Genomic DNA, 12,427 nt, shown 5'->3' on the forward strand with positions numbered 1-12,427 from the left:
ATGAAAGCAAGAAGACCTAACTTCTTGCTTTTTTTATATCCAAAACGGATTTACCAAACAATATTTTAATCCTTGGACGTTTACTGCTAAATTGCCATTTGACTCAGTGAACCATTAAACCAATTTAACCATCTTGAGAAAACAATTATTTGTGATCATCCTGTGTCTTGCAGGGTTGTTAGCAAGCCACGAATCCAACGCGCAAGGTTGCAGTGATGCAGGATTCTGCACCATGGGTGCCATGAAACCTGATCAATACTACAGCAAAAAAGTCAATGTGAAGCTTCGTTCTGTCGAAATCAATGCCTATCGAGGTTCTACCACATTGAGTCCCATCATATATGTATTGACCGCAGACATGACTTTTGCGATTACCGACAGACTGTTCATCCAAGGCAAAATACCCTATCAAGCGGTGGAAGGGAATTTGGGGAAAACCAGTGGGCTTGGGGATATTTCATTGAGTTTGACACAAAATCTCACAACCTTGAAGGGAGGAATGCTCAGTGCTACTCTGGGTACTAAGTTGCCTTCCAACAATTCTGACCTAGAAAAGCAGGATAATGAGTTTCTCTCAAAGGGTAGCGATTTTCCTATGTACTATCAGGTAAGTTTGGGATCATATGATTTGATTTTTGGAGGATCGTGGATCAATGAAAAATGGATGCTGGCGACAGGTGTACAAATCGCCTTGACTGAAAATCAAAATGACTTTAGATGGGGACAATGGCCTGGATATCCAGATGGGCAGGCGGATGGTGAGATAGACCCTTATATCGAAAAATATGCCTTGGCCAATAATCTCAAACGTGGCATTGATGTGATGTTTAGGGTTGAACGCAATTTTAGGTTTACCAATTTTAATTTTAACATTGGTCTGCTACCAATCTATCGAATCACTCACGATGAGCGACTAGATTTCAATACAAACGAACGAATCAAAGTGGAAGGTACGACGGGTTTGGCATTGTCAGCATTGGCAGGAGTAGGGTACAGTTTTGATGTGAAGAACAGCATTAAATTCATTTATGGACAAAAAATAATGGATAGAGAAGTGAATCCAGATGGTCTCACCAGACATGTAGTAACTAGTTTGAGCTATGTTTATAGATTTTAGAACTTGGCTCATAGTATTGAGCATTTCCTTTTTGTGGGTATATCCTTCCCAGTCCCAAAGTATTAGTAGTGCTGATGCCTTGTTTGTACAATCAAAATACGATGAAGCATACCAAGCGTATCATGCGGTGGCCGAGACATATTTTTCTAACAACCAACTGGATGAATATGTAGGCTGTCATCTCAAAATGGCTGAATGTCTCATCAGTCGAGGCAAGGTTGATGCGGGGATTCAAAGCGCAGAAAGTACCATTCAGTTTATCCATAAGAATGTAAGTGATACTGTCACTTGGACTGCCCATGCTCGTATGGTCGTAGGCAATGGCTACCTGCACATTGGACGAAATGACCTTGCTATAGAGCAGCTGTTGCTCGCCGAGCCCAGTTTGGTGGACGGTACACTCGAATTGGCGGAATGCTTCGAAAATATAGGGATTGCATATTGGAACAATGGGAATCAATACTTGGCGCTGCAGTACCACGAAAAGGCACTTTCTATCCGCAACAAACAAAAGGCAGCTGATGTGTTGTTGGGAGATTCGAACAACAATATAGGATTGGTTCGACTCAAAGACCAACCCCTACAAAGTATCATTTATTTTAACAGAGCTCTGACTTTTTACGAATCTGATTTGGAGGCCAATCGCCGTAAAATTGCGCTGTGTTATGCCAATATAGCTTTTGCCTCTGCTGAGTTGTCCAACTATCAAGATGCACTACAGTATTTGGATAAAATGGAAGCGATTTGGGCGACCATTCACCAAGGTGATCACGCCAACAAGGCTTTTGTGATCAGTAGCCGTGGGAGGATTTATGAGATGAAAGGCGAGTTTGATCAAGCACTGGTGTATCAGCAGCAGGCTTTGAAAATGTATTTGAATCTACATGGTGAGAAGCACCCAGATGTGGCGAATACTTATTTTTTGATAGGACAAGTGTATCAAGAGAAGAGCGACTACAAGATGGCAGCTGAGAGCTATCAACAATCTATCTATGCCAACCTGTTTGATCAAGAAGAAGTCGATTTGTACTCGTTGCCTGTTATTGAGAATTATTACAATGCAGACATCTTGTTGTCATCCTTACAAGCCAAAGCCAAGGCATTGGAAGCCTATCATTTTGAGAAAACATTGAAATTGAGAGACATCAATGGAGCCTTGAGTGCTTATATTCTTTGTGATCAACTGATCAATGAGATTCGTCAAACTCGTATCAATGAGGCAGATAAGTTGCGTCTGTCAGTAATAGCGGCAGATGTCAACGAAAATGGCATCAGTATTTCTAAATACCTCAGTGAAAATACATTCAGGAAGAAGCATTACTTGGAATTGGCATTTGAGTTTGCGGAACGGAGCAAGGCAGCCGTATTGTTGAGTGCTATCAACGATACCAAAGCCAAGCACTTTGCAGGTATTCCTGATTCAGAACTGGCCATAGAGGATAGTTTGAAAACAGAAATTGATTATTTGGAGCAGATGCTTTTGCAAGAGATTTCGGATGAAGACAGACTTGCTTTTAAAGAGAAGTTGTTTGACTATCAGTTGTCTCTCAGAGAGTTTGTCAAGGAATTGGAAATCAATTATCCGCAATATTATTCGCTCAAGTACAACACGGAATTGGCGTCTGTCTCAGAGTTGCAAGCCGAATTGCAAGCAGATCAATTGGTGCTATCTTATTTTGTGGGTGCAGACAAGTTGTATGTGTTTTCTATCTCCCAAAACAAATATGAATTGCTGGAAGTGGCGAAAGGTGAAAAATTCGAAAACAAAGTATTGGGGATGAGAAATGCCATCAAATACAGGATGCAAGATTCTTTTGAGCCCATTTCTTCAGAATTGTATGGGTTGTTGATTCCTAAGTTTTCTAGTCAGGTCAAAGAGATAACTATTTTTCCTGACGGTATTTTGTCCACCGTACCGTTTGAAAGCTTGGTGAGTGAGACGAGCCCTACGACCAGATACTTGATACAGGATGTGGCGATCAATTATGACTATTCAGCTACGTTGTATTTGCAGAAGAGAGGTAGTTTTATCAACAATGGCAAAGCTTTGCTCATCGCACCTGTAGCGTTTTCTACGAGCTTTGGAATGTCGGATTTGCCTGCCACCAAAGAGGAAGTACGGGAGATCAAATATTTGTTTGATGGGAATCAAATGGGGGTGGAAACGATCGTCGATGACAATGCCAACGAAATGAATTTCAAGAAGAAGCTGGAGTCTGGGTATAAATATTTGCATCTGGCCACACACGGCGTAGTAGATGAATCTAACCCCTCTTTGTCTCGGATTTTTCTCGCTCCTAGAGGAGATGAAGATGGTAGTTTGTATTGTGGTGAGATATACAACTTGAAGATCAATGCTGATTTGGTATCGCTCTCTGCATGCGAAACAGGCTTGGGTAAAATATCAAAAGGAGAAGGGGTCATTGGTTTGAGTCGTGCCTTGAAATATGCAGGAGCACAAAACCTGATGGTGTCACTTTGGACTGTCAACGATCAATCGACCTCTGATTTGATGATCTCGTTTTACAAGAATCACTTGATTCACAGTACTTCGTCAGGATTTACCAGAGATTTGCAAAAGGCCAAACTGGAAATGCTCAACTCTGAGAAGTACTCCATGCCTTACTATTGGGCACCATTCGTCTTGGTTGGGAAGTAAGGATGGTTTGACTGGTTTGACTGGTTTGGCTAGTTTTCTGGTTGGCTAATTTTACTTGTTGATTTGTACTTTTCTGCAATATGTGGACAAAAAAAGAGAGTCAAGAACCAAGACAAATCTTGATTCTTGACTCTCGCAATCTAGTTTCTGTTTTGACCTTTATCGGTCTAGGTTTGTTTACTTGGTCAAAAGGTAGGATACGTTGACTTCATCAGACATCGTGATTTCTGTGGGTTCGTATTGCGATACATTGCCACTATCCGCCATGGTTTTCATCATGGCAAACTCTACATTTCTACCCATTGGGGGTAGTGAGGTATTTACACCATGTCTGATTTCTTTGACACCAGCTACTTTATAGCCTTCTTGATTTGCCAAAATTTGTGCTTTGGATTTGGCATCCTTCATGGCGGCAATCATCAGACTTTCCTGTGTTTTTTTCTTTTGTGCATCTGAGAGTTCAAACGAAATAGACAAGTTGGGTGCAGACGCTTCTTCCGTGGTTTGGTTGAGAGAAGAAAGCATTTTCTTCTTGTCAAAAGTGAATTTTACGACCAGTGATTGCGTAGCAATGTACTCATCACCAGCTTCCTGACCTTTGTTGTAGATTTTGCTTTTTCGTATATTGAAGTGAGAGGTCTTGATCTCTTCCGAAGCAAATCCAGCTTTTTTCAAATCACTCAACAGGCTGTTGACGCGGGTGTTGAGCTGGTTGACAGCTGTTTCATAGTTTTTGTGATTTGAATGGACGCTGTAGTTGAATACTACGATCTCTGGATTGACAGATAGTTCAGCTTGACCTGAAACATGGATCATGGATTGTTCTTGTCCCAGTGAGACAAAACCAATCATGAGTAGTGCTAGTGCTAATGTGTATGTTTTCATGTTTTTCATTACGAATGATTCGATCCGCTGGATACAATAACTGTTCCTGTTTTACAAATCTCTTTTGGTCAACATAAAATAGGCCAACCCAATGAAACCAATAATCCATGCCAAGGCAATGCCCAGTTCGCCCATCTCGACAGTCTCTTGTACTGCATCTGGATCCATCAAATTGATGGGAGATTGGATTAAATTATCCAAAGCGTTGATAGGAAGCAGGTTGATGAGCCATCCATCACTGCCCAATATGACCCAGCCAAAGAAAGGCTCAAAAAGAATGCTGTATGCGAGAACAAACATGATACTCATTCCAGATTTTTTGATCCAAAGCGTGATGAACAATGCAAAGCATAAGTATCCAAAAATCTCTATAAAATAAGCTCCTATAAAATCTAGATTAGAAAACATGGTGTCAACTTCTTGTGTGATAGAATAGGTGAGTCCGAAGTACATACTGATTACAAAAAGTGTGATTGTCGCTACTGTAGCTAGTAGGACGATGAAGATCAATTTTGATTTTAAAAAAGATTCAACACTTAGGCCGTCTATGATATTTTGACGCAGTGTGCGGTAAGAGATCTCATTGCTGATGTTGACAATGACGATGATGGCTAGTAGTATCCTGACGAAGGATCCAATGTAGCTCATGTTGTGCCAGATACCTGGGAAGTCGTAGATGGTGATCTGCGGGAAATCTTGCGTTTCCTGATTGGAGGTAAATTCGTAAGTGGCATTCATCAAAATAGTGCCTGTAGATAGGATGACGTAGGTAGCTGCGATGTACACCGCCATCAGTATCCAAAATGTGGGATTGGCTTTGTTTTTTATCCATTCGAGTTTGATAAGACTATTCATTGTCAGCTAGTATTTTTAAAAATTGTTGTTCGAGGTTTCCTTGTTTTTTGAGCAGATGGCTCGGCGTGATGCCTTTGGCGTGCAGGTGTTGCATGATGTACTCCGTGGTGACTTCATGCTCTACCTCTAGTCGATAAAAGTCGCCGTCTTGGAGGATATTGCGTATGCCTTTGAGCTGATCGAGGGTTTCTCTGAGCAAAATCATGTTGCTCGCGCCCACTTCGATGGTGGTTTTCTCTTGTTCGATATCATGGATGCTGCCTTGATGGAGTAACCTGCCAGCTTTGAGTACTGCAAAGTGCGAGCAGACTTTTTGTACTTCGGAGAGCAAATGGCTTGCGAGAATGATGGTTTTGCCTGTCTGGGCAATCTTTTGTATGATCTCACGAATCTCCACGATACCCGCTGGATCCAGTCCATTGGTAGGTTCGTCGAGGATCAACACTTGGGGATCAGCCAATAGGGCAGAGGCGATGGCAAGTCTTTGTTTCATTCCTAGAGAATAGGTCTGGAATTTGTCATACTTTCGATCCAGTAGACCTACTTCCTTTAATGTTATGTCGATTCGGTTGTAGCTGCATCCTTTGATTTCGGCGACAGCTTTGAGGTTGTCCGTGGCGGTCAAGTAAGGGTAGAAGCAAGGCGTCTCTAGGATTGCACCTATGCGTTTTCTGCTTTCTGCGGAGGCGGGTTGATCAAACCAAGTGAAGTCCCCAGCGCTGGGTCGCAGCACACCGAGCAACATAGCGAGTGTGGTGGTTTTGCCACTGCCATTGGGGCCGAGCAGCCCGAATACCTGACCCGCTTCTATTTGTAGATCGATGGCATTGACTGCCGTCCGAGATCCAAAATGTTTGGTGAGTTTTTTTACCTGTAAAATAGACATCAATGATATTTTTGTGTTTAGTCGTTATGAAAGCTAAGATATTACAAGCTAAAGGAACAATTCTCGCTTTGAATTGTTTTAAGTAAAAATGTATAGAAATGAAAAAGGAAATGAATTGTGAAGATGGGGTCTGTGAGGTACCGAACTTGTCCCAAGAGGAAAATCTTAATTTAACAACAGCTCCAACTGAGAAAGCTACATTGATGTATTTTGGTGATCCCATGTGCTCTTGGTGCTGGGGGATCACCAATTACCTGGATCGTATCAAGACAGAGTACAAAGAGACTTTCGATTTTGAGTTGGTGTTGGGTGGTTTGCGTCCAGGTGGTGGAGATGCATGGACAGAGGAGTTTAGGGAGATGCTCAAGTCTCATTGGGGACATGTGCATGATGCGTCTGGACAGCCTTTTGATTATTCGTTTTTTGACCGCAAGGAATTTAACTATGATACCGAACCTTCTGCGCGAGCGGTGAGAGTCATCAGAGATGTGGCTCCCGACAAAGAATGGGCTTTTTACAAGACCCTGCAAAGACTGTTTTATGCAGAGAACAAGGATATTCAGGATTTGAATGTTTTGGAAAGCGTCTGTATCGAGTTGAATATTGATTACCAGTCTTTTGAGCCACTCTTTCTTTCAGAAGGGTACAAGAAGCTGACCTATCAGGATTTTGTCAAGTCACAACAAATGGGCGTAAGAGGCTTTCCTTCTGTGGTGATTCATAAAGGAGAAGAGTACATAGCTGTCACAATGGGTTTTGCTGATTATGAAACGATGAAGCAAAGAATTGACAACATAATGGCCGATTGATTTTGCATAGCGGGTCAAATTTATAAAATTACAGGAGCTCTATAGAGCTCCTTTTTTTGAACTATTAAACTAATCTAACAATGAACATCGAAGAAATTATTTCGCAATTGTACGCCAAAGGGATAGACTATGGCCCTAAACTCCTAGGTGCTCTCTTGGTACTACTGATTGGCTCTTGGGTCATCAAGTTGCTCATGTCTGGATTGTCGTCCATCATGAACAAGAGATCCTTTGATCCCTCGCTGAAGACATTTGTAATGAGCCTAATTTCTATCGTACTTAAGGCGATGCTGATCATCAGTGTACTCGGAATGATAGGAATAGAAATGACATCTTTTGTAGCGCTACTTGGTGCAGCGGGTGTGGCAATTGGATTGGCGCTGTCTGGTACTTTGCAAAACTTTGCAGGAGGTGTGATGATCTTGCTGTTCAAACCTTACAAGGTGGGCGACTTTTTGGATGCACAGGGCTATATGGGTACCGTGTCTGCCATTCAAATCTTCAATACCATATTGAAGACGCCAGACAACAAGACCATCATCATTCCAAATGGTGGTTTGGCTACAGGGTCGATGACCAACTTCTCCACAGAGCCTCGTAGAAGAATTGACTTCACCTTTGGGATCGGATATGGTGATAGTGTAGACAAGGCAAGAGAGGTTTTGCTCAAATTGGCTAATTCTGAGGGTAAAATCTTGCAAGAAGAAGGGTTAGCACCACAGGTGATGGTTGACTCCTTGGGAGACAGCTCGGTCAATATGTTGCTTCGTGTGTGGGTGGAATCTGTGGACTATTGGGATGTGCATTTTGGGATGAACGAAAACGTGTACAAGACTTTTGCCATCGAGGGGCTCAATATTCCATTCCCACAAATGGACGTGCATGTGCATAATAAGTAATTAGATGTTAGGTACTAGATGTTAGATTCACGAATTGAGAACTAAGATCTAGTATCTATTCATTCTTATTGAATTGCTGTTTTTTCAAGTTTCTTGTCTAGTACAGTGACTCTTTTGGTTTCTCCGATACCAACTTTACCTCCGGACATCAGCATCTTTATTGATGCTTTAAGATACTTACTGGTTTTTTGTTCTCATCGATTGCGACAAAGGTGAACTCACCAGTGATGGCTTTTTCTCTTTCGTTGCTGTACATCTGCTCTACAAATATATCTACACGGACTTTCATACTGGTATTGCCTATGTGAGAGACATTACCAACTAGTTCCATCAGTGTGCCTACTTGGATAGGATGAGTAAAGTCAATGCGGTCACTGCTGACGGTTACCATTCTTTGCCGGGAGAAACGTGTTGCCGTGATGAAGGCTACTTCGTCCATGAGCTTCATGGCGGTACCACCAAAGAGGGTATCGTAATGGTTGGTAGTATTAGGAAATACAGCTTTGAAAATGTGAGTTTCAGATCCTTTGATCTGTTCTTCGAGGGTCATAGAGACGTTTTTATGATTGATTACTTGTTTTGGTCCATCAAGTACCATGTGGCAGCTAGATGTCTAGTACTGTCGTTTCTTTCATGTCATCACATTTGAGCAAATCACCTCAGCCAAAATGATACTGCAATCTAGACAACTTAGAGGATTGCTTGGCATCATGTTGTCTGTAGATTTGGATCCAGTGATACAAATCATGGATTGATCGATGTGAATAGGTTGCTACACGGGTAGACTTCAATAGATTACAGGTTCAGAGTCATTGGAGTTTATTTTGACCTGTACAATAGCCCCATCAGTGAGCCTATCAAGACCAAGATCGCCAGCGTAGGTTGTGCGCCAAAGGCAAGTAGTCCGATGAGCAAACCTAGTACTCCACCTACTGCACTGCCCATGAATCTTCCGCTGTTTTTATATCCTAGGATTGCATAGATCATGGCAACAGCTATGGTCATACGCAACGCCGCACCGACAATGGTGATGTCTACGATGCTTCGCCAAAATAGCGCAACTAAAAATGCCAAGACAACCGTGAGAATGGTCGCATAGCGTACATGTTTTACTTTTTGCTCAGGAGAAGTCTGCCGTATGAGGTGAGAGGCTACTGCAAAAATCGAGCTGTCGGCTGTACTCATCAGTCCAGCAAAGAACAGCACCAGCAACAGTGGCAACCAAGAAACATCCATGATGTTTTGGGTCGCATAGACGAAAACCATGTCAGGATCGAGTGTCGTGTCTAGTGTATAAACATGTAGCCCCAGCAGCAACAGCAAAAAGGCAATGAGTAGTACAGGTACAATCGCCAAACCCATGCCGCGCTTGAGTGACTTTTCATCCTTGGCTGCATAACAGAGCTGGTAGCGATCTGCCAGTCCAAAGACAGACAGTCCACCATACAGTACCAAACCTACGATGCTCCCTAGGGTGACTTTATTATCTGTGCTCGTACTGACCAGTGAGTCTAATTCTTGGATATCCAGCATAGCATAGACTAGCATACTGAGGAAAAATAGAATGATGATGGCTTGCACCACATCTGTGATCACTACTGCTTTGAATCCTGAAAACAGGACATAAATCATCACGACCGAAGTGGTGATCAGTAAGGCAATCTCATAGGAAAACAGGCCAAAATAGGAGATGATTTTGGCACCACCAGCTAATGACAGTACAATCCAAAAGAACTGAATCACGATGGTGATGCCATTCGTGAGGTGAGAGGCTCTTTGGCTGCCAGTGACGTATCTTGGCAAATCTCCCTGGGTGTAGAACTGTCCCTGCAGGGACAGACGTTTGATCCTTGGAGCTGCCCAGAGTGCAAAGAGCATGTAGCCTACCACTGCACCGATCAGCATCCCAAACATCCCCAGTCCAAACTGATAAGCATAGCCTGTGTAGCTAATCAATGTACTGACCCCAATCGCCCCAGCAAATTTGGAGAAGAGGATGGTCCAACCGCTTCTGTTGCGGCCACCGATGAGGAAGTCCTCTGGCGAAGATGTCTTGGAGAGGTACACAGACAGTCCAACAAGCAACAAAATATAGGTAACGAGATAGATGAGCATAGCGGTCAGAGTTTCAATTGACGTGAAAATAATCATGCTTACTTTAAATACTCAAAAGAATGGAATAAAAGTACAGAAATGTGAAGCGTAAGAGAAAGAATGGCTGTGACGGTATCCCTGTATTACCTTTTGTAGGCAAGGAGGGTGATTGTTGGGTTATGCAGTTTTATAGTTGATCGCAGGGCGACAAGGAATGCCTAGGTATCAGCACAGCCTGTCTGATGGTTCGAGTTTCTGTGCAGAATTGGTTGGATATATAGATGCGCACGATGTGGTCGTTGGCTCCTTTGGATATGACAGTTTCTATGAGCCCTACCTGCTGGAACTGAAAGGGGAACAAACTGAGAAGTAGCGAGATTACGCCAAGTAATCTCGCTACTGTAGTGGGTTTGATTAGTCCTTGACTAAGTAAATGGGCATGCTAGCCTTAATGTTGCTGTTTCGATACGATAGACTTGCTAAATGATAAAGCAGGATCTTGTATTGGTTTGAGGTACAATAGCCTCTACTTACCGCATGTTTGACCAAAAAGATATATGTCTTATTGAAAAAAGACTTATATCTTTTTACTTAAGGATAAGTACAATGAAAATGAAGGTTGCTTATCGAGAGGGCATAGTCAAGTCACAAAGACGGCAAAGTAAAGTTAACTAGGTACTAACCTATACTGATCACAACCAAAAGGCAACAGAGTGAGGCAGTAAGGGGTGATTGCTTCTACTGACAAACCTATAAGGTTTTTAAAACCTTATAGGTTTGAGGTATCTGCCTCGCAATCTCCTCCCTATATCTGGGTATTTTTCACTAGGAGAATGACTTTTGGGATGGGATGTTGGTATTTAATCGTGGAGAATGATTTATTCTTGGGGGAATCGACATGAGACAGGGTTTTGGTGAACTTTGTTTTTGAATGAGTATATCTGTTCATAAACTGTTAGAATGGAGAGAGTTTGCCATAATCTTTTATTATCAATTATATATGCGAAATGAAAAGTGAGGAAGTAGAAGATCTCTTTGAAAAAAAAGGATTTAGCAATCGTGTAAAGCTGATTAATTCTAAAGATTTAGAATTTGAAATCTCAGAAGAAAATTCAGTAAAAATCGCAAACACGATAAGAGATCTTAATTATTGTTTTGATGGAAAAAAGAAAATTTTTGTAAAGAGTGCTTTGGACTTATCGAAAAGTAATAACTCTGGACTAGACCTTTCTTATTGTATTTTCGAGAAACAGGTTTCGATAAATAATTCAAACCATGAGTATGAAATGTATTTAATTAATTGTGAATTTAGACAAGGAGTTAACTTCAGCAAAGCCATTTTTAAGAACAATGTGCGATTTCATAACTCCAAATTTTATGGCAAAACAGACTTTACTAATACTAGTTTTAAGAAACTAGTAGATTTCTATTTTGCTGAATTTATTGAAGACCAACAATTTCACCTTACAGATTTTGAAGGGACAACAATATTTTCAAATACTACATTTCACAAATCAATTCAATTTTTACACAACAAAGTTGTACCCAATAGTTATATAAGCTTTGAAAATGCAATTTTTCACAACGGCTTAGATATTTCTCGCTCAAACTTTTGGTGTACAATTCAATTTTGGGGCGTTAATTTCGATAAGACGCAGTTAAATAAATTACAAGAGAGCAATCTCTATCAAAATGATCTATTAACAGTTTCAGGGTCTCAAAGCAATGTTAGTGCTTTGAAAAGGGTTAGAGAAACCTTCAGATTAATAAAGCATGAGTTTAGAAAGCAAGGAAATAATATAAATGCGCAATTATTTCATCGATTGGAAATGAAAGTTTATTCTGAAGAAATAAAGGTAGATACGGGTCGATTGGGGGAGAAAATACTCTTGCTTATGAATGGTATTTCCAATAAGCATGGTCAAAGTTGGTCTAGAGCACTTGGGTTTACTTTAGGAGTAACGGTTATTGCTTATTGCATTTTCCTTTTGACAATTCGCGACTCCATTGTATTTGCTCAATCTTGGGAGGATGTTGGATATACCATGAAATACTTTCTTCAGCTGCTTAACTTGACTTACTGGGACTACATGCCATTTGGAGAGCCGAATGAACCTGAGGGTTACTTAATTCTTTTTATAAGCAGACTTTTTATTGGATATGGATATTATCAGTTTATCCAATCATTTCGTAAGTATGGAAAAAATTAATGCCCCCACTGGT

Annotated in this window: 11 protein-coding genes; 6 read left to right on the forward strand and 5 right to left on the reverse strand. The window is 41.3% G+C overall.

Annotated elements, in window-relative coordinates:
- Positions 1 to 133 precede the first annotated feature (133 nt).
- Positions 134 to 1,117 (forward strand): hypothetical protein, encoded by a 984-nt coding sequence (locus N6H18_RS12970; RefSeq protein ID WP_262308701.1) that lies wholly within the window; start codon positions 134 to 136, stop codon positions 1,115 to 1,117.
- Positions 1,101 to 3,776 (forward strand): CHAT domain-containing protein, encoded by a 2,676-nt coding sequence (locus N6H18_RS12975; protein WP_262308702.1) that lies wholly within the window; start codon positions 1,101 to 1,103, stop codon positions 3,774 to 3,776. The genes N6H18_RS12970 and N6H18_RS12975 overlap by 17 nt, the downstream gene beginning before the upstream one ends.
- 177 nt (positions 3,777 to 3,953) lie before the next feature.
- Here N6H18_RS12975 and N6H18_RS12980 read toward each other — a convergent pair whose 3' ends face one another.
- Genes N6H18_RS12980 through N6H18_RS12990 form a run of 3 tightly spaced genes read right to left on the reverse strand, consistent with a single transcriptional unit; the run spans position 3,954 to position 6,402 of the window.
- The gene (locus N6H18_RS12980) at positions 3,954 to 4,661 is read right to left on the reverse strand and encodes an SIMPL domain-containing protein (protein ID WP_262308703.1); all 708 of its coding nucleotides are present in this window, start codon (positions 4,659 to 4,661) and stop codon (positions 3,954 to 3,956) included.
- A gap of 51 nt (positions 4,662 to 4,712) precedes the next feature.
- Positions 4,713 to 5,516 carry an ABC transporter permease gene (locus tag N6H18_RS12985; RefSeq protein ID WP_262308704.1) on the reverse strand — a complete coding sequence of 268 codons (804 nt, stop codon included), beginning with the start codon at positions 5,514 to 5,516 and terminating at the stop codon, positions 4,713 to 4,715.
- On the reverse strand, positions 5,509 to 6,402 hold the full coding sequence (locus N6H18_RS12990; RefSeq protein WP_262308705.1) for an ABC transporter ATP-binding protein: 894 nt from the start codon (positions 6,400 to 6,402) through the stop codon (positions 5,509 to 5,511). The genes N6H18_RS12985 and N6H18_RS12990 overlap by 8 nt, the downstream gene beginning before the upstream one ends.
- Before the next feature lie 98 nt (positions 6,403 to 6,500).
- On the opposite strand from N6H18_RS12990, the gene N6H18_RS12995 reads away from it, so the two are divergent.
- Together N6H18_RS12995 and N6H18_RS13000 are read left to right on the forward strand one after the other, a co-directional pair.
- Positions 6,501 to 7,211, forward strand: coding sequence for a DsbA family protein (locus N6H18_RS12995; protein ID WP_262308706.1), 711 nt, complete (start codon positions 6,501 to 6,503; stop codon positions 7,209 to 7,211).
- A gap of 80 nt (positions 7,212 to 7,291) precedes the next feature.
- The gene (locus N6H18_RS13000) at positions 7,292 to 8,110 is read left to right on the forward strand and encodes a mechanosensitive ion channel family protein (RefSeq protein WP_262308707.1); all 819 of its coding nucleotides are present in this window, start codon (positions 7,292 to 7,294) and stop codon (positions 8,108 to 8,110) included.
- Between the two features lie 157 nt (positions 8,111 to 8,267).
- On the opposite strand, the gene N6H18_RS13005 is transcribed toward N6H18_RS13000, so the two are convergent.
- Complete coding sequence (locus N6H18_RS13005) at positions 8,268 to 8,660, reverse strand: acyl-CoA thioesterase (protein ID WP_262308708.1); 393 nt, start codon at positions 8,658 to 8,660, stop codon at positions 8,268 to 8,270.
- Positions 8,661 to 8,929: 269 nt separating this feature from the next.
- A complete protein-coding gene (locus N6H18_RS13010; protein ID WP_262308709.1) occupies positions 8,930 to 10,225 on the reverse strand; it encodes a sodium:solute symporter family protein in 1,296 nt (431 codons plus the stop codon).
- 193 nt (positions 10,226 to 10,418) lie between these two features.
- On the opposite strand from N6H18_RS13010, the gene N6H18_RS13015 reads away from it, so the two are divergent.
- Together N6H18_RS13015 and N6H18_RS13020 are read left to right on the forward strand one after the other, a co-directional pair.
- Entirely contained in the window at positions 10,419 to 10,577 is a 159-nt protein-coding gene (locus N6H18_RS13015; RefSeq protein ID WP_262308710.1) for a hypothetical protein, read from the forward strand.
- A gap of 634 nt (positions 10,578 to 11,211) precedes the next feature.
- Positions 11,212 to 12,414: a pentapeptide repeat-containing protein gene (locus tag N6H18_RS13020; protein ID WP_262308711.1), complete on the forward strand. Its 1,203-nt coding sequence runs from the start codon at positions 11,212 to 11,214 to the stop codon at positions 12,412 to 12,414.
- Positions 12,415 to 12,427: the final 13 nt, after the last annotated feature.

The organism is Reichenbachiella agarivorans, assembly GCF_025502585.1.
Lineage (GTDB): Bacteria > Bacteroidota > Bacteroidia > Cytophagales > Cyclobacteriaceae > Reichenbachiella > Reichenbachiella agarivorans.